Source organism: Saccharopolyspora antimicrobica, assembly GCF_003635025.1.
GTDB classification, from domain to species: domain Bacteria; phylum Actinomycetota; class Actinomycetes; order Mycobacteriales; family Pseudonocardiaceae; genus Saccharopolyspora; species Saccharopolyspora antimicrobica.
Window position 1 is genome coordinate 4,384,665 of sequence record NZ_RBXX01000002.1, and the last position, 16,990, is coordinate 4,401,654.

General features: G+C 71.5%; 17 protein-coding genes. 4 read left to right on the forward strand and 13 right to left on the reverse strand.

The features are described 5' to 3' along the window. Positions 1 to 154 precede the first annotated feature (154 nt). The 9 genes from cobM to ATL45_RS21375 form a co-directional block, all read right to left on the reverse strand. Complete coding sequence (cobM, locus tag ATL45_RS21335; RefSeq protein ID WP_093146559.1) at positions 155 to 898, reverse strand: precorrin-4 C(11)-methyltransferase; 744 nt, start codon at positions 896 to 898, stop codon at positions 155 to 157. Next, positions 895 to 2,118: a precorrin-6y C5,15-methyltransferase (decarboxylating) subunit CbiE gene (gene cbiE, locus ATL45_RS21340; RefSeq protein ID WP_093146558.1), complete on the reverse strand. Its 1,224-nt coding sequence runs from the start codon at positions 2,116 to 2,118 to the stop codon at positions 895 to 897. Before cbiE ends, cobM begins: the two co-directional genes overlap by 4 nt. Positions 2,119 to 2,142: 24 nt before the next feature. After that, a complete protein-coding gene (locus ATL45_RS21345; RefSeq protein WP_093146557.1) occupies positions 2,143 to 2,544 on the reverse strand; it encodes a pyridoxamine 5'-phosphate oxidase family protein in 402 nt (133 codons plus the stop codon). Positions 2,545 to 2,563: 19 nt separating this feature from the next. Next, the gene (locus ATL45_RS21350; RefSeq protein ID WP_170210300.1) at positions 2,564 to 4,084 is read right to left on the reverse strand and encodes a DEAD/DEAH box helicase; all 1,521 of its coding nucleotides are present in this window, start codon (positions 4,082 to 4,084) and stop codon (positions 2,564 to 2,566) included. 204 nt (positions 4,085 to 4,288) lie between these two features. Further along, positions 4,289 to 5,254 (reverse strand): serine protein kinase RIO, encoded by a 966-nt coding sequence (locus ATL45_RS21355; protein ID WP_093146556.1) that lies wholly within the window; start codon positions 5,252 to 5,254, stop codon positions 4,289 to 4,291. 233 nt (positions 5,255 to 5,487) lie between these two features. Beyond that, positions 5,488 to 6,231, reverse strand: coding sequence for a peroxide stress protein YaaA (gene yaaA / locus ATL45_RS21360; RefSeq protein WP_093146555.1), 744 nt, complete (start codon positions 6,229 to 6,231; stop codon positions 5,488 to 5,490). A gap of 59 nt (positions 6,232 to 6,290) precedes the next feature. After that, positions 6,291 to 7,220 (reverse strand): endonuclease domain-containing protein, encoded by a 930-nt coding sequence (locus tag ATL45_RS21365; RefSeq protein ID WP_093146554.1) that lies wholly within the window; start codon positions 7,218 to 7,220, stop codon positions 6,291 to 6,293. A gap of 226 nt (positions 7,221 to 7,446) precedes the next feature. Next, positions 7,447 to 8,736 carry a cytochrome P450 gene (locus tag ATL45_RS21370; RefSeq protein WP_093146553.1) on the reverse strand — a complete coding sequence of 430 codons (1,290 nt, stop codon included), beginning with the start codon at positions 8,734 to 8,736 and terminating at the stop codon, positions 7,447 to 7,449. A gap of 74 nt (positions 8,737 to 8,810) precedes the next feature. Continuing rightward, on the reverse strand, positions 8,811 to 9,161 hold the full coding sequence (locus tag ATL45_RS21375; RefSeq protein ID WP_093146552.1) for a VOC family protein: 351 nt from the start codon (positions 9,159 to 9,161) through the stop codon (positions 8,811 to 8,813). A gap of 121 nt (positions 9,162 to 9,282) precedes the next feature. On the opposite strand from ATL45_RS21375, the gene ATL45_RS21380 reads away from it, so the two are divergent. Beyond that, positions 9,283 to 11,028, forward strand: a complete 1,746-nt coding sequence (locus ATL45_RS21380) for a proline--tRNA ligase (RefSeq protein ID WP_093146551.1) — start codon at positions 9,283 to 9,285, stop codon at positions 11,026 to 11,028. Positions 11,029 to 11,034: 6 nt separating this feature from the next. Here ATL45_RS21380 and ATL45_RS21385 read toward each other — a convergent pair whose 3' ends face one another. Beyond that, entirely contained in the window at positions 11,035 to 11,787 is a 753-nt protein-coding gene (locus ATL45_RS21385; RefSeq protein ID WP_211841256.1) for a helix-turn-helix transcriptional regulator, read from the reverse strand. An 88-nt stretch (positions 11,788 to 11,875) separates the two neighbouring features. On the opposite strand from ATL45_RS21385, the gene ATL45_RS21390 reads away from it, so the two are divergent. Then, positions 11,876 to 12,244: a DUF4345 family protein gene (locus ATL45_RS21390; RefSeq protein ID WP_093146549.1), complete on the forward strand. Its 369-nt coding sequence runs from the start codon at positions 11,876 to 11,878 to the stop codon at positions 12,242 to 12,244. A gap of 3 nt (positions 12,245 to 12,247) precedes the next feature. Here the strand turns inward: ATL45_RS21390 and ATL45_RS21395 are convergent, their stop codons facing one another. The 3 genes from ATL45_RS21395 to ATL45_RS21405 form a co-directional block, all read right to left on the reverse strand. After that, positions 12,248 to 12,934 carry an HAD family hydrolase gene (locus tag ATL45_RS21395; protein WP_093146548.1) on the reverse strand — a complete coding sequence of 229 codons (687 nt, stop codon included), beginning with the start codon at positions 12,932 to 12,934 and terminating at the stop codon, positions 12,248 to 12,250. A 22-nt stretch (positions 12,935 to 12,956) separates the two neighbouring features. Next, on the reverse strand, positions 12,957 to 14,228 hold the full coding sequence (locus tag ATL45_RS21400) for an MFS transporter (RefSeq protein ID WP_093146547.1): 1,272 nt from the start codon (positions 14,226 to 14,228) through the stop codon (positions 12,957 to 12,959). Positions 14,229 to 14,386: 158 nt separating this feature from the next. Next, positions 14,387 to 14,797, reverse strand: a complete 411-nt coding sequence (locus tag ATL45_RS21405) for a secondary thiamine-phosphate synthase enzyme YjbQ (protein WP_093146546.1) — start codon at positions 14,795 to 14,797, stop codon at positions 14,387 to 14,389. A gap of 105 nt (positions 14,798 to 14,902) precedes the next feature. Here ATL45_RS21405 and ATL45_RS21410 point away from each other — a divergent pair, with 105 nt between their 5' ends. Further along, entirely contained in the window at positions 14,903 to 15,952 is a 1,050-nt protein-coding gene (locus tag ATL45_RS21410) for an aminotransferase class V-fold PLP-dependent enzyme (RefSeq protein ID WP_093146545.1), read from the forward strand. Positions 15,953 to 16,007: 55 nt separating this feature from the next. Then, on the forward strand, positions 16,008 to 16,985 hold the full coding sequence (locus ATL45_RS21415) for a hypothetical protein (RefSeq protein ID WP_093146544.1): 978 nt from the start codon (positions 16,008 to 16,010) through the stop codon (positions 16,983 to 16,985). Positions 16,986 to 16,990 lie beyond the last annotated feature (5 nt).

Below are 16,990 nucleotides of genomic sequence, written 5' to 3' on the forward strand. Positions count from 1 at the left end.
TGTGTCGGACACCGACACGCCGACGGCGCGCCGGGATTTGCGCGATTTCAATGGAAATCAGAGGTCTGATTTCCATTGAAATCGCGGAGGTCGTCCACAGGTGTCGACGTGTCGTGACCCTGGTACGGCTGCCGGGGACGAGGACTCGGTGAGGTCAGTCCCGGCAGCGGTTGGCGGAGTAGAGGTGGCTGTCCGGGAACTCCGATGCCGTCAGGACCTCGCCCACCACGACGACGGCCGTCCGGACGATGCCCGCCGCCCGCACCTGCGCCGCGATGTCGGAAAGCGTTGCGCGGAGGACGATTTCGTCCGCGCGGCTCGCGTTGGCCACCACGGCCACCGGGCAGTCCGCGCCGTAGTTGGGCAGGAGCTCCTCGACGAGCTCCTCGATCCGGTTGACCGCGAGGTGCAGGACCATCGTCGCGCGGCTCCGGCCCAGCGTGGCCAGGTTCTCGTGCTCCGGCATGGGCGTCGCGCGCGCGGACGTGCGGGTGAGCACCACGGTCTGGCCGACGCCGGGAACGGTGAACTCGCGGTTCAGCGCGGCCGCCGCGGCGGCGAACGCCGGGACGCCGGGCACCACCTCGTAGGGGATCCCGGCGGCGTCCAGGCGGCGCATCTGCTCGGCGACAGCGCTGAACACCGACGGGTCACCGGAGTGCAGCCGCGCCACGTCGAGTCCGGCAGCGTGCGCGGCCAGCATCTCGGCGAGGATGTCGTCCAGGGTCAGCTTCGCGGTGTCCACGAGCTTTGCCTCCGGAGGGCAGTGCTCGAGCAGCTCGGTCGGCACCAGGCTGCCCGCGTACAGGCACACCGGCGAGGCGGCGATGACATCGCGTCCCCGCACGGTGATCAGGTCGGCGGCACCCGGCCCGGCGCCCACGAAACGAACTGTCATCGCTTGTCCACCACCCACTGCGTCACCGGCATCGCGGGCCGCCAGCCGGTGAAACCACCGATCGGCGCCGCGCGCTCCACCGAGATCCGGACCAGTTCGCCGCCGATGCGGCGGTACCAGTCGGCCACCAACGTCTCCAATTCCAACGTGACCGCGTTGACGACCAGGCGCCCGCCCGGGCGCAACGCGGCCCAGCACGACTCCAGCGCACCCGGTGCGGTTCCGCCGCCGCCGACGAAGATCGCGTCCGGCGTGTTCAGCCCGTCCAGCGCTTGCGGCACCGCTCCGGTGATCACCTGGATTCCGGGAACGCCCAGCGCTTTCGCGTTCGCGGTGATGCGCTGAGCCCGGTCCTCGCGGTGCTCGATCGCGATCGCCCGGCAGGACGGATCGCTGCGCATCCACTCGATCGCGATGCTACCGGCCCCCGCACCGACGTCCCACAACAACTGCCCGGGGCACGGAGCCAGCCGGGCGAGCGTGATCGCCCGCACGTCGCGCTTGGTGAGCTGACCGTCGTGCTCGAAGGCGTCGTCCGGCAGACCCGGCGTGATGGGCAGGGTTCTCGCGCCGGGAGCGGCGTGGCACTCGATCGCGATCACGTTCAGCGGGCCCGCGGAGTGCTCCCAGCTGTCGGCGGTGGAGGTGGTGCGCTGCTCACGTTCGCTGCCGAGCTCCGAGAGCACGGTCATGCTGCTGGGCCCGAAACCGCGCTCCCGCAGCAGCGCGGCGACGGCGTCTGGAGTGCCTCCGTCGGAGCTGAGGACCAGCAGCCGGTTTCCGGGCTGAACGCGGGTGTGCAGCAGCTCGACCGGCCTGCCGACCAGGCTCACGACCGCGGTTTCCTGCACCGGCCAGCCCATTCGCGCGCAGGCCAGCGACAGCGACGACGGGTGCGCGACGATCCGCACCCGGTCCGGCCCGAGGAGTTTCACCAGGGTGGCGCCGATCCCGTAGAACATCGGATCGCCGCTGGCCAGCACGCAGATCGACCGGCCGGCGTGCTCGGTGAGCAGACCGGGCAGCGCCGGGAGCAGCGGCGTCGGCCAGGCCACCCGCTGCCCGGTCGCCCCGGGAACCAGATCGAGCTGGCGCGAGCTGCCGAACAGCACCTCGGCGGAGTTCACGACGTTCTGGGCGTGCTGGGACAGGCCCGCCGCGCCGTCGGCGCCGATGCCGACGACGTGGACCGGTTCCGGCTCTTCCTGGTGGACGCTCACCGCACCACCTCACCACGCCGGAGCTCAGACGTTGCCGAGGACCTTCGTCACGGAGATCTCGATCACCACGCGGGACGGGTTCGGGCGGGGCTTCTTGTAGCGCTGCTCGTACCGGTGCTCGGCATCGGCCACCACCTCCGGTTCATCGCGCACCACGGCGGTTCCCTGCAGGGTCGACCACCGCCGCCCGTCGACCTGGCAGACCGCGACCTGCGCGCCACCGGGTCCGGCGGCGCGGATCTGCCGCACCTTGTACGACGTGCCGGAGGAGATCACCCGCGCGGTCGCCGTCGCCACGTCGAGCGTCACCCCGACCGGAACCACGTGCGGTGTGCCGTCGAGGCGCACCGTCGTCAACGTGCTCAGGTGGCGTTCCTGCCAGAACTGCAGGAATTCCTCGCTCGAGTTCTCCAGCCGTCGGCCCACCGGTGCCTCCTCCGATCCGTCACGCCTGCCGGGCGCCACCGCGGTTGCCGCGCCGGGCGCCGCGCCCGGACGGTGCCTGTCCGCGGCGGTTGCCGTTGTCCGAGCGCCGACCGTCGTCGTGGCCGCGCTCGGTGGGACGCCGCCGCCGGTTGGGCTCGTTGGCCGTGCCCTCCGGTCGCTTGGCGTTGCGCGGGTTCGCGCCGCGGCTGCGCGGGGTGTCGCGCTGCTTCGGGGCGGCGAGCGAGACACCGCTGGGCTCGCGGGCGCCGGTGACGCGGGCCAGTTCCGCGTCTTCGGGCCGGACGGTCGTGGTCTTGGCCTTCACACCGGCCTGCGCGGCCATGGTGCGGAACGCTTCCCGCTGGTCGTCGGTGACCAGGGTGACCACCGTGCCCGTCGCGCCCGCGCGGGCCGTGCGACCGGCGCGGTGCAGGTAGTCCTTGGGATCGGCCGGGGGCTCGACGTGCACGACGAGGCTCACGTCGTCCACGTGGATCCCGCGGGCCGCGACGTTGGTGGCCACCAGCGTCGAGGTCTCACCGCTGCGGAACTCCTCGAGGATGCGCGTCCGGGCGTTCTGCGCCTTGCCGCCGTGCAGCGCACCTGCGGGAACTCCGGCCGCTCGCAGCTTCTTGGCCATCCGGTCGGCGTGGTGCTTGGTGCGCACGAACATGATCGTGCGGCCCTCGCGAGCACCGATGCGCGCGAGCACGGCCTGCTTGTCGGTCGCGGACACCAGGAACTGGTGGTGCTCCATGCTGTCGACGCTGGCCGCGGGCGGCGCGAGCGAGTGCACCACCGGCTCGGTCATGTACCGGTCGACGAGCTTGTCGACGTCGCCGTCCAGGGTGGCGGAGAACAGCAGCCGCTGACCGTCCGCCGGGACCAGGTCGAGAAGTTCGCGGACCTGCGGCAGGAAGCCCATGTCGGCCATCTGGTCGGCCTCGTCGAGCGCGGTGCGCTCCACTTCGGACAGCACGCAGGTGCCCTGCCGGACGTGGTCGGCGAGCCGGCCCGGCGTCGCGACCAGGACGTCCACGCCGCGCCGCAGCGTGTCCACCTGGCGGTTGAACGAGGTGCCGCCGACGACCTCGCGGACGTAGAGCCCGAGGGCCTTGGCCAGCGGCTTCAGCGAATCGGTCACCTGGGTGGCCAGTTCGCGGGTCGGCACCAGCACGAGGCCGCGCGGGTGCATCGGCCGGGCGTTGCCCTGCTGCATCGCCAGCAGCGGCAGGCCGAAGGCCAGCGTCTTGCCGGAACCGGTCTGGCCGCGCCCGAGCACGTCCCGGCCGGTCAGCGCGTCGGGGATGGTGGCGGCCTGGATCGGGAAGGCCTCGGACATCCCGTTGTCGGCCAGCGCGCGCACCAGCCGGGCGGGCAGCCCGAGGTCGGCGAACGGCGCCGGGTCGACGGCGGTCACGCCGACCTCGTCGAACAGGCTGCGCTTCTTCGGCTGCTGCTGCGGCTTGCCGCCCTGCGGCCGGCGGCGGCGCGGCCGGCGGGGCGAGCGTGCGGGCGTGGTGGACGAGCTTGAAGGCACGAAGAACTCCCGGAAGTGGCACGTCGCGGGGAGGCTTCGCGGATGTCCGCGGGCGATCACGAGGACGAGCCCGGCGCGTCGGCGCCGATAGGTGGTCAAAGGGTGTCGCAGCGGACACTGGCCGGTGATCCCGGCTCTGCTGCTTCGAGTCTAACTGATCGGCCCGGCTGCCGTAGTCAGGCGTCCGGGCCGATCAGCGGTTGCTCACCAGCGCAGATTTCCTGCTGTGGCAAGGCGTTCGGCGAGCAGGTCGGGATCGGTGCGGGCCTCGTCGGCGCCGCGTGAGCGGAACCACCCGGCGATGTTGTGTGCGTCACGTCGCAGGTAGTCCAGGCCGAGCGGGTTGGCCGCCAGGTCGACCGCCTGCGGCAGGTCGATCAGCACCAGCCGCCCGTCGTGCACCAGCACGTTGTAGGCGGACAGGTCGCCGTGGGTGAAGCCGTGCTCGGCCAGCGCGACGAGGGCTTCGACCAGTTGCGACCACAGCTCGTCGAGCTCGTCGGCGTCGGGCCGCAACGCGGCCAGCCGCGGCGCGGCCGTGCCGTCCGGGGTGCCGATGAACTCCAGCAGCACCTCGGTCCCGACGCGCTGCACCGGGTACGGCACCGGAGCACCGGCCTGCCACAGCGCGGACAGCACGCTGAACTCCGCCACCGCCCACTGCTGGGCGATCATGCCGCGCCCGAACGAGGTGCGGTGCTCGATCGCCCGCATCTCGCGGGACTTGCGCAGCCGCCTGCCCTCCAGGTAGCCGGCGTCGCGGTGGAACATCCGGTGATCGGTGTCGCGGTACCGCTTGGCGGCCAGCAGGCAGGAGTCGCCGCCGGGCACCGCGCGCCGCAGCAGGTGGACGTCGGCCTCCTTGCCGGTCTTGAGCACGCCCAGCTCGTGGTCGAGCGCGGCCAGCTCGGTCACCAGCCAGGACGGGTGCGGCTGCGGGCCGCGATCCCCGGTGTCCCAGGTGGACCAGCGGTCGGCGCCCCCGGGCAGCGGCTGCGGCTCGGGTTCGTCGCGCAGCGCGGCGAGCCGGTCGCGTTCCTCCTCGGTGAGCCGGCCGCGCCGGACCGGTTCGTCGTCGAAGCGCTGCCGCTTGGCGGATTTCGGCTTGCGCGCCTTGGACTTCTTGACGTTGCGGAAGAGATCGTGGTCGTACTGCTCGTACGAGGACAACTCGAGTGCTCCTTCAGGGCGGAGACCTCCGCCCGAGCACCGAGCTCAGCGCAACCGTGGCGGAGGAGAAAAAGTTCGGATCCCTCGGTGCGCGACAGCAGCGCGCACAACCGTCACAACGGCGACCATGACGAACCTCCCTTCCTCGCGGTGTGTTCCAGCGCGGAACAAGCTTGGCCGAACCTCGCCAGCGCTGACAACTGGTTTTTGACCTGCGGTTTCGCGGTGAGGGATCAGGCGTGCACGACGACGCAGAGCTTGCGGTCGGCCTCGCGCTCGACCCGCAGGCCGGCGGTGCGGGCCACGTCGAGGACGTCGTCGACCGACTCCGGCTCGTCCGGCGACTGGGCGAGCGCCCGCGCCAGCTTTCCCTTGTGCGCCTTGTTGTGGTGGCTGACGACCTTGCGCTTGCCCGCCGCGTCCTCCGACAGCACGCGGACGTCGACGGCACCCGGAACCCTCGCCAGCGCGGCGTAAGCACCGGAGCGGAGGTCGACGACGAGGTCGTCGGCAGCGGCCAGCACGGGCTCCAGCACCGGTCGCCACACGCTGCGCAACGTGCCCGTGCCGGGGAGCGCACTGCCCCCGGAAAGCCGGTAGGCGGGAATCGCGTCCGTGCCGCGCACCAGGCCGAACAGCGCCGACGCCACCGCCAGCCGCGAATCGGCCTGCTTGCGCTCGACCGCGGACAGCGACTGCAGGTCGAGGGCGTCGTAGAGCACACCGGTGTAGCGCTCCAGCGCCGGAGCGGTGGGCGAGTCCCACAGCTCGGCGTTGCGCTGGACCTCCTCGACCTGCCGCTCGGACAACCCCAGCGCGGTCAGGCTCGCGGGCACATTATCGGCCAAAGTGGACAGTGCATCGGCGAGCCGCCGCCTGGTGTCGTTCAGCTCCGGGTGCGAGAGCCCGCCCAGGTCCAGCGGCGCACCGCGACCACCAGCCGACTTGGTCTCCGAAGGAGGAAGCAGAACCAACACGCCACCAGGGTAAGCGTTCGTGACGAACGGCCTGGTCCGCGCCCCGGGTGTGCGACGAGTCACGCAATTTCCATTGAAATCTCATGTCCAACTTCAATGGAAATTGCGTCCTGAAGCGCCGACTCGACCCTCGCGATGACTTGATCGAAGCCGTTCCGGAGCTGATCGTTGGTCACGACGATGACGATCCACCCGAGGTGGGCGAGCCGGTTCCGCCGAGCCTCATCGCGTTTGATCTGAGCCGGGTCCGCGTGCCACCCTCCGTCGTACTCCACCGCGACCCGCGCAGCCTCGAACGCGAGGTCGACGCGAGCGACGAAGTCTTCGCCGTCGAAGATTTCCACCTGCGGGGTCGGGTGCAAGCCGCGGAGCGCGAGTTCGACGCGCATGATCGACTCCGGTACCGATTCCGCGCGGCCGTCGAGGTGGTCGAGCCGCATACGTGCTCGGCTGATGCCGTGGTCCCTTCGGCCGACGAGGAACCCCGCTATCTCGTCGACCGTGATCGCACCTGCGTGCAGCAGCGCGTCGCAGTACCCCACCGCGTGGGAGATCGACCGCTGTCTGAGGAGGTCGAGGGCTATGCGCGGGAACTCCGCCACCCTGATTCCACGCCACGGTGAGTGCTCGAAGTCGAATGTCCGTGCCGTGGTGCAGCGGAGCCCGCTGCGGCGGAGCATTCCGTCCTCGCGTGCCACGATCACCTCTACCGGGGCTCCGAAGTCCGCCAGCGGGACACCGCGCAGTGTGGCCGCTGACCGTCCGGTGATGACGGATCCCCGAGGCAGCGTCAGGGCTGCTGCGGCGCATTTGAGCTCGTGCGTCAGTGGGGTGTCGCCAGTGGTGTAAACGCCGTGCAGGATCCTGCGGAACTCGCTGCTCCGCAGGTGCGAGTCCTTGAACCCGGCCTCAATGGCCTCGGCTCGGAGGAAGACGTTGTAGGGCTTGGGCTCGATCTCGAGAGGGAGAGTTGTAGGAGTCACGTACATACAGAGGTGCGGAACCCTGGAACAGATACACCTCGGCGCAAATCCGTGGACGAGTTCAGCTGTTAGTGGAGGACGTCCGCAATTTCAATGGAAATTTGACGTGTGATTTCCATTGAAATTGCGCAACATCCGACGTGCCGTCGGCGTGTCGGGTGCCCGACGCGCCGACGGGGTGCAATTTCAATGGAAATCGGGGATCTGATTTCCATTGAAATTGCGGGGTGCGTCAGGTGGGGCTGAGGGTGCGGCCGGTCACCGGGAGGGCTTCGAGGCCGTGGATGATCGAGGTCGGGCGGCGGGTTGCCGCTCCTGCCCGGTGGAGGTGGGGGAGGCGCGTCGCCAGGGCGCGGAAGGCGACTTCGGCTTCCATGCGGGCCAGCGGCGCTCCGAGGCAGTAGTGGATGCCCGAGGAGAAGGCCAGGTGGTCGGCGCGGTCCGGGCGGTTGATGTCGAACCGCTCCGGGTCCGGGTGCACCGCCGGGTCGCGGCCCGCCGAGGCGAGCAGGGCCAGCACCGGGGTGTCCACGGCCAGCCGGCGGCCGGCCAGCTCCACCGGTTCGTGCGCGATGCGCATGGTCATCTGCACCGGCGGGTCCCAGCGCAGCGTTTCCTCGACCACCGCGGGCGCCAGGTCCGGGTCCGCGCGCAGCTGAGCCCACTGGTCCGGGTTCCGCAGCAGCGCGAGGGCGCCGTTGCCGATCAGGTTCACCGTCGTCTCGAAGCCCGCCACCAGCAGCAGGTCGCACAGCTGCACCAGTTCGGTGCCGGTGATCTTGTCCTCGTCGAGCGCCGCGACGAGGTCGCTGACGACGTCGTTGCCGGGATCGGCCCGCCGCTGCTCGATGAGCCGGTCGAAGATCCCGTCGAGCTCGGCGAACGACTCGCGCATCTGCCGCAGGTGGCGGGCCGAGCGGATCCCGTCCAACGAGCCGGCCAGCACCCTGCCGTGGTGCGCCAGCCGTTCGGCGTCCAGCGGCGGCAGACCCAGCAGCTCGCAGATCACCCGGATGGGCAGCGGCCCGGCGAAGTCGCGGATCAGGTCGAACTCGCCGCGCACCCCGTCGAGCAGCTCATCGGCGATCTGCTCGATGCGCTCCCGGTAGGTCTCCAGGCGGCGGGGCCGGAAGGCCGGGGCGGCGAGCTTGCGCAGCCGCGAGTGCTCCGGCGGGTCCAGCTCCAGCAGCGAGAGCTGCAGCTCCACGGCCGCCGCGGTCGGATCGCCGTAGGAGCCGTCGCTGGTGCGCACGCCGAACCGGCGGTCGCGCAGGATCTCGTCGCACAGCTGGTGCGTCGTCGCGACCAGCGTGCCCAGCTTGCTGCGCACCAGCGGCCCGCGCTCCCGCAGCTGCCGGTAGACCGGGTAGGGGTTGTCCCGCCACGGCGCGTGCAGCAGGCGTGCGACGAGATCACCGCGCTTGGCGAAGTACCAGGTCAGCGCGCCTTGCGCGACCAACCGGGCGCTGAGACCGAGCTCGGCGAACCGGCTCTGGCCGTCGCGGGCTTGCGAAGTGGACATCGAACCCCCTCGGCGATGCGTGCCTGACATCGAGGGAACCGCAGGACGAGCGACCCGACAATGGGCCGATCGGCTCAGTGCTCGGAGCCCACGCAGAACTCGTTGCCCTCGGGGTCGGCCAGCACCGTCCACGTCAAGCCGTACGTCGTGTTCTCGGCCAGTTCGGTGGCTCCGAGATCGACGAGCCTGCGCACCTCCGCCTTCCGGTCGGTGGTGTTGAGGTCGACGTGGGCGCGGTTCTTCCCGGCGCGCGGCTCGGGCACCCGCTGCAATCCGATCCGGACACCGCCCTCGCGGTTCGGCTCGAGCATCACGAACTCGTCGGATTCGAAGGCCACCGAGGTGTCCAGGGCCTGCGTCCAGAACTCCGCGAGGGTCCGGGGCGATGCGCAGTCGATGGTCACCATGACGATGTCGAGGTTCATGGCCGCACGCTAGCGGCGGCCACCGACACCGGCCCGCCGAGCGGTAATCCGCTGGTGGTGACCCCGGGGGGACTCGCTACCCTGCCGGTGACGAATAAGCCCGGACGAGGAGCCAGTAGCCGTGATCACGAGGATGTCGACGTTGTTCCTGCGTACCCTGCGCGAGGATCCGGCCGACGCCGAGGTGCCGAGCCACAAGCTGCTCGTCCGCGCCGGCTACGTCCGCCGCATCGCACCGGGCATCTACTCCTGGCTGCCCCTCGGGCTGCGGGTGCTGCGCAAGGTCGAGGAGATCGTGCGCGAGGAGATGAACGGCATCGGCGCGCAGGAGATCCACTTCCCGGCGCTGCTGCCCAAGGAGCCCTACGAGAACACCGGCCGCTGGACCGAGTACGGCCCGCTGCTGTTCCGCCTGAAGGACCGCAAGGGCGCCGACTACCTGCTCGGCCCCACCCACGAGGAGCTGTTCACGCTCACCGTCAAGGGCGAGTACAGCTCCTACAAGGACTACCCGGTCATGCTCTACCAGATCCAGACCAAGTACCGGGACGAGGAGCGGCCCCGCGCGGGCATCCTCCGCGGGCGCGAGTTCGTCATGAAGGACTCCTACTCCTTCGACATCGACGACGAGGGCCTGTCCACCTCCTACCAGCTGCACCGCGACGCCTACGTGCGGATCTTCGACCGGGTCGGGCTGCGCTACGTGATCGTGTCGGCGACCTCCGGCGCGATGGGCGGCTCGGCGTCCGAGGAGTTCCTGGCCGAGAGCCCGACCGGCGAGGACACCTTCGTGCGCAGCACCGGGTCGGACTACGCCGCCAACGTCGAGGCCGTGATCACCCCGGCGCCGCCCGCCGAGCCGATCGAGGGCAAGCCCGCCGCCGAGGTCCACCACACGCCGAGCACGCCGACCATCGAGACCCTGGTCGACTTCCTCAACGCCAACACCGACCGCAAGTTCACCGCGGCCGACACCCTCAAGAACGTGCTGGTCAAGACCCGCCGACCCGGCGCGGAGGAGTGGGAGCTGCTGGCCATCGGGCTGCCCGGCGACCGCGAGGTCGACATGAAGCGGCTCGAGGCGTCGCTGGAGCCCGCCGAGGTGGCGCTGCTGGAGGAGTCCGACTTCACCGCCAACCCGTTCCTGGTCAAGGGCTACATCGGCCCGAAGGCGCTGCAGGGCAACGGGGTCCGCTACCTGGTCGACCCGCGGGTGGTCACCGGCACCGCGTGGGTCACCGGCGCGGACAAGACCGACCACCACGTGCTGGACCTGGTGTGCGGCCGGGACTTCACGCCGGACGGCACCATCGAGGCCGCCGAGGTCCGCGAGGGCGACCCGTCGCCCGACGGCCAGGGCACCCTGGTCGCCGCGCGCGGCATCGAGATCGGCCACATCTTCCAGCTCGGCCGCAAGTACGCCGACGCGTTCGGGCTGGACGCGCTGGGCCAGGACGGCAAGCCGAAGCGGATCACCATGGGCTCCTACGGCGTCGGCGTGTCCCGCCTGGTCGCCGCGATCGCCGAGCAGAGCCACGACGAGCAGGGCCTGGTCTGGCCGCGCGAGGTGGCGCCCGCCGACGTGCACGTGGTCATCGCGGGCAAGGACGACAGCGTCCGGGAGCGCGGCGAGGCCATCGCCGCCGAGCTCGACGCGGCCGGCGTGCAGGTCGTCCTGGACGACCGGACGGTGTCGCCGGGCGTGAAGTTCGCCGACTCCGAGCTGCTGGGCGTGCCGACGATCCTGGTGGTCGGCAAGGGCCTGACCCGCGGTGTCGTCGAGGTCCGCGACCGGCGCTCCGGCGACCGCGCGGAGATCGAGGCCGACAACGCGGTCGAGCACGTCATCAACGCCGTGCGCGGCTGACGCTCTTCACCTCGCGAAGCCCCCGGAGACCGGTTCTCCGGGGGCTTCGCGCTGCCGGACGTGGACGTCGAGCGGGACGGCGAGCAGCCGGCTCGGGGCGAGCCCGAACATCGCGTGGAACACCGAGCTGAAGTGCGACGGGCTCGCGAAACCGGCGGCGGCCGCGGCCCGGGTCAGGTCGGCCCCGTCGGCGATGTGCGCGGCGGCGACGAGCATCCGCGCCCACAGCCGGAATCGGCGCAGCGTCGTCCCGGTGTCCCGCTTGAACAGCCGGAGGAAGTGCGCGGGCGAGAGGTGGACGGCGGCGGCCAGGCGCGCGGCGGAGAGATCCGGCTCCGCGCTCAGCATCGCGACCGCGGCCGTGATGCGCTCATCCCGCCGCACCACGGCGTCGCCGGTCGCGCGCTCCACCCACCGCTGCAGGCCACCGGGCTCGCTCAGCGACCCGGCCAGCTCCGCCAGCTCCCGCTCGTGCCGGTGTCCGGTGCGGATCCCCTCACCCGGCCGCACGACCGCCAGGCAGGCCCGCTCCTGCGGTGATCCCGGTTCGAGGAAGTAGCAGGCCAGGCGGCCGGTCGGGGTGATCTGGCAGGTCAGCCGCGGCGGGATGAAGACGCTGCGGTGGTGCGCGACGCTGCCGCCGACCGCCACGCGCAGCGGCTCGTCGATGCCGATCGCCAGGCAGGACGCCGCTCCGGTGTGCTCGTCGAGCCGCAGCGTCGGTCCGCAGTAGAGCGCTTCGCCCGGCAGCAGCCACACCGCGCCGCGCTCAGCAGAGCACGTTTTTGGAAGCGCCCCGGCCACCGGCTCCCGCATCGTTGTCGGCGATCTCATTGGGAGGGACGAAGTGGACGCAGCATTCCTGGTCATCGTGACCACCTTCTTCGCCGGACTGGGCCTGTTCGGGCTGATCGCCCCGGCCGCGCTGCTGCAGCCGTTCGCGATCGACGTCGGCGCGCCGGAAAGCCGCTCCGAGGTGCGCGCCGTCTACGGCGGTTTCGGCATCGCGATCGCCGCCGTGCTGGTGGTGGCCGTGCTGGACATCGCCGACATGCGCCGCGGCATCGCGATCACCGTCGCCGCGGCGCTGCTCGGGATGGCCGCGGGGCGGGTGGTCTCCAGGCTCGCCGACCGCCGCACCCGGTTCTACCCGGTCTGGTTCTACTTCTGGGTCGAACTCGTCGGCGCCGGGATGCTGGTGGCCGCCGCCTGGTGAGGCTCAGGACAGGGCGGTGAGCACGGCACCGGTGTCGGACAGGTCCGGCAGGACGGCGTGGGCGCCGGCGGCGCGGAGCTCGGCTTCGGTGCTGCTGCCGGTGGCCACGCCGACCGCCACGGCGCCGAAGCGCAGCGCGCCCGCGACGTCGTGCGGGGTGTCGCCCACGACCACCACCGAGTCAGCGGCGATCGCCGCGCCCGCCCGGTCCGCGGCCTTGGCTACGGAGTCCGCGATCAGGTCGTGCCGGTGCACCGAACCTGCGCCGAAACCGCCGATCTCGAAGTCGACGTGGTGGTGCATGTCGAAGGACTCGAGCTTGTGGAAGGCCACCTCCGGGAGGTTCCCGGTCACCAGGGTCTGCACGAACTCCGGTTCCAGCGACAGCGCCTCCAGCGCCTGGGCGGCCCCGGGCAGCGCGCTCCCGCGCTGTGCCAGCTCGTCGCGGGTTTCGGCGACGGCACTGGTCAGCGCGGTGAACATAGCCGCGATCGTGGTCTCGTCGGCGGCGACGCCGTGGTTCTCCAGGACGTCGGTGGTGATCGCCAGTTCGGTGCGCCCGGCGGTGTCGGGCATCTGCTGCAGCGTGCGGCCGGTGACCGCCGCCAGCGCTCGCCGGTACCAGCGGGGGCCGAAGCCCCGGGCGTCGATGAGGGTCAGGTCGATGTCCCACAGCACGAGTCGCGTCACGAATCCATCGTGCCAGCCGCGCTCAGGACGTCAGTTCGCGGCGAGCCGTTTCGGGAACGACGGCCATGCCGACGACGGTCAGCGCCAGGCAGCAGACCAGCAGGACCACCACCGGCGTCGGCGACTGCGTGGCCCGCAGCAGCGCGGTACCCGCCAGCGGCGCCGCCGCACCGGCCAGCACCGTTGCCGCCTGGTAGCCCAGCGAGACACCGGAATACCGCACCGAGGTGCCGAATAGCTCGGCGTAGAAAGCGGATTGCGCACCGGTCAACGTCCCGTGCAGCAGCAGACCGATCGCCACGGCCAGGAACACAAGCACCGATTGGTGACTGGCGACCAGCGGGAAGAACACGAGTGTCCACAGTGCACACGCCAGCGCCGCGCCGATCGCCACCGGGCGGCGACCCAGCCGGTCCGACAGCGCGCCGCCGGCCAGCATCGCCAGCGCCTGCACCAGAGATCCGACGGTGACCGCGGCGGTCGTGATCGCGGTCGGCAGCCCGATGCTGCCCGCGTAGACCAGCAGGAAGATGGTGAACACGTAGAACGCCGCGTTCTCGCCGACGCGCGCGGCGAAGGCCGCGAACACCTCGCGCGGATACCGCCGCAACGCCTCCAGCACCGGTGCCCGCGCCTCGCGGCGCTGGTCGGCGACGGCCTGGAACAGCGGCGACTCGGCGACCTGCAGCCGGACCCACAGGCCGACCACGACCAGCAGGATCGAAGCCAGGAACGGGATCCGCCAGCCCCACGCGGAGTACTGCGCGGCCGTGGTGCTCGCGGCGACGGCCGCGAGGGAGGCGGTGGCCAGCAGGTTGCCCAGCGGTCCGCCGGTCTGCGGCCACGCCGTCCAGAACCCGCGCCGCTCCCGGGGCCCGTGCTCGGCCACCAGCAGGACAGCACCGCCGAACTCGCCACCGAGCGCGAAGCCCTGCACCAGCCGCAGCGCCGTCAGCAGCAGCGGCGCGGCGATCCCGATCTGCTCGTAGCCCGGCAGCAGACCGATCAGCACCGACGCCGAACCCATCAGCACCAGGCTGATCACCAGCAGCCGCTTGCGCCCGACCCGGTCGCCGAAGTGCCCGAACACCAGCCCGCCCAGCGGCCGGGCGGCGAACCCGACGGCGTAGGTCACCAGAGCCAGCAGCACGCCCAGCAGGCCATCGGTGCGCGGGAAGAAGACCGGCCCGAACACGGTCGCCGCCGCCGCGCCGTAGAGGAAGAAGTCGTAGAACTCGACCGTCGTCCCGACCACGCCCGCGGACACCACGCGGCCGAGCCGCCGCCCGCTCACCCCTGTTGTCACCACGAACGCAAAGAATGCGCGCGCGCACACGCCCCGCGCAAGATCTTGCTCCGCACCACCCGAACCGGTGCAGGCGCCCTGAACGCCCCCTCGCGGGGCAGTGAGCACACCGCCACCTGCGGAACGGGCGTCCGCGTCGCGCGGGGTCAGCCGGGGAGGAAGGAGAGGCGGACTCGGCGGACCGGGTTGTCCACGTTGGTGTCCACCAGGCACACCGACTGCCAGGTGCCCAGCGCCATCCGGCCGCCCAGCACCGGGATCGAGGCGTACGGCGGGACGATCGCGGGCAGCACGTGGTCGCGGCCGTGCCCGCGCGAGCCGTGCCGGTGCTGCCAGCGGTCGTCCTTGGGCAGCAGTTCGCGCAGCGCCGCGAGCAGGTCGTCGTCGCTGCCCGCGCCGGTCTCGATGATCGCCAGGCCCGCGGTCGCGTGCGGCACCCAGACGTTGAGCAGGCCGTCGCCGGCCGACACCGAGCGCAGGAACCGCTCGCACTCGTCGCCCAGGTCGTGGACGACCTCGACGGACCCGGTGCGGACCTCGATCTCCTCGCTGCGCATGGCCCCCACGGTATTACGCTCCCGCTCCCGTCGTCAGCGCACGGCTGCGCACTCGCGGGGCGCGAACCGTTCCGGAACGGGTGGGTCCGGTGCGAGGATGCGGAGATGCGAGAGGCATTCGGCGCCGAGTTCGACGTCCCGGACGGCTACCTCAACACCGCCAGCATCGGCATCCCGCCCGCCGCGGTGGCCCGCGCGGTCGCGGAGTCGGTGCGCCGGTGGGGGAGCGGGCTGGACGGGCCCGGTGACTTCGAGCCCGCCGTGGCCGCCGCCCGCGCCGCCTTCGCCCGGCTGATCGGGACCACCGCGGACCGGGTGGCCATCGGCGCCACCGCGTCGCAGCTCATCGGGCTCGTCGCGGCGAGCCTGCCGGACGGCGCGCGGGTGCTGGTCGCCGAGGGCGACTTCACCAGCGTGCTCTTCCCGTTCGCCGCGCAGCAGGACCGCGGCGTGCAGGTGACCGCGGTGCCGCTGGAGGAGATCACCGCGCGCGCCGCCGATCACGACGTGGTCGCGGTCAGCGTGGTGCAGTCCAGCGACGGCCGCATCGTCGACCTGGACGCGCTGCGGAAGATCGCCGGGACGGGCTCGACGCGAGTGCTGCTCGACGCCACGCAGGCCGTCGGCTGGATGCCGCTGCAGCTCGGCTGGGCGGACTGGGTGGTCAGCGCGGCGTACAAGTGGCTCATGTCGCCGCGCGGGACGGCCTGGCTCGCGATCCACCCCGATGCGCCGGAGCTCCGCCCCAGCAGCGCCAACTGGTACGCGACGGAGGACCCGTGGACGTCGACTTACGGACTGCCCCTGCGACTGGCGGGCGACGCCCGCGCGCTCGACCTCTCGCCCACCTGGTTCTCCCAGGTCGGCGCGGCCGTGGCGCTGGACTGGCTGGCCGGGCTGGACATGGCGGCGGTGGCCGCGCACTGCACCGGCCTGGCCGACGAGTTCCTGGCCGCGCTGGGCCTGCCACCGGCCGGTTCGCCGATCGTCTCGGTGCAGGTACCGGACGCTGTGGCGAAGCTCACCGAAGCCGGGGTCGCCTGCGCCGCGCGAGCCGGTCGCGCACGCCTGGCGTTCCACCTGTACAACACCCGGGCGGACGTCGAGCTGGCCGCTCGGGCGCTGGGAGGAACGTCCGGGGTGTCCGTCTCGTAATCCGCAACCGCTACCGTAGGTCTCCGTGCCCGACCGAAGAGGTGCACCCGAAGACATGACGGGTGAACAAGCCGACACGCAGCGCGAAACCGCTCCGCTCCGCCGCGACAACTCGCGGATACAGCCGGATCGGGCACCGGTCGACCCCGGACCCGGGCAGAGCACCCGGCCGGTCTTCCCGCCCCCGCAGCGCCCGGCGCAGCAGCCGACCAACCCGCCGACGCAGCAGCAGGCCAACCCGCCGGTGCAGCAGCAGGCCAACCCGCCGGTGCATCCGCAGACGAACCCGCCGGTAAAGCAGCCGACGAATCCGCCGGTGCACCCGCAGACGAACCCGCCCGGGTACCAGCAGGCGAACCAGTTGCCGCCGCAGCCGGTCAACCCGCCGGTGCGCCCGACGACCAACCCGGGGACCAGCAGGCAGCCGATGCCCGAGCCGCCGCCGTCGTCGCGGAGCAAGATCACGCCGATGGGCTGGGCCCTGCGCGGCGCCGGACTGTTCGCCATCTCGGTGGTGTCCGGGCTGATCTGGCTGGCGGTGAAACCGGACGCGCCAGAGCCGGAGGAGACGCCGCCGCTGGCGACGAAGTACGACTTCCAGCCGATCCGCCGCGAAGAGGGATTCCTCGGCTGCCAGAACGTCTCGGACTACAAGATCCAGGAGTTCTTCAAGAACGAGGAGTGCGAGCACCTCACCCGCGCCCTCTACAACACCACCCTGCCGGACGGCTCCCGCGTGCTGACCTCGGTCGTCACCGTGCTGATGCCGAACTCGGACAGCGCGCAGCGCCTCGACGACCTGACCACGAAGGACGGCACGGGCAACATCCGGGACCTGGTCGACGACGGCAGCGAGGGAACCAAGGACCTGCCCAAGCTCGCCGACAAGGCCTACGCCTCGGACCGCCAGGAGCACCTCGTGGTGATCGGCGACTCCGCGTACTACGACAAGAAGACGACGAACAAGGACCCGATCCTGCTCGACGTCTCGAAAGAAGCTCTCAAGCTCGGCTGGCCGCAGGACAAGGGCTGACCGGG

Bases quoted from the DNA above. Each gene is read 5' to 3' on its own strand.
- ATL45_RS21365 (WP_093146554.1), bottom strand. From the start codon at position 7,220: ATGTACGTGACTCCTACAACTCTCCCTCTCGAGATCGAGCCCAAGCCC.
- ATL45_RS21405 (WP_093146546.1), bottom strand. From the start codon at position 14,797: ATGCGCAGCGAGGAGATCGAGGTCCGCACCGGGTCCGTCGAGGTCGTC.
- ATL45_RS21415 (WP_093146544.1), top strand. From the start codon at position 16,008: ATGACGGGTGAACAAGCCGACACGCAGCGCGAAACCGCTCCGCTCCGC.
- ATL45_RS21410 (WP_093146545.1), top strand. From the start codon at position 14,903: ATGCGAGAGGCATTCGGCGCCGAGTTCGACGTCCCGGACGGCTACCTC.
- ATL45_RS21375 (WP_093146552.1), bottom strand. From the start codon at position 9,161: ATGAACCTCGACATCGTCATGGTGACCATCGACTGCGCATCGCCCCGG.
- cobM (WP_093146559.1), bottom strand. From the start codon at position 898: ATGACAGTTCGTTTCGTGGGCGCCGGGCCGGGTGCCGCCGACCTGATC.
- ATL45_RS21370 (WP_093146553.1), bottom strand. From the start codon at position 8,736: ATGTCCACTTCGCAAGCCCGCGACGGCCAGAGCCGGTTCGCCGAGCTC.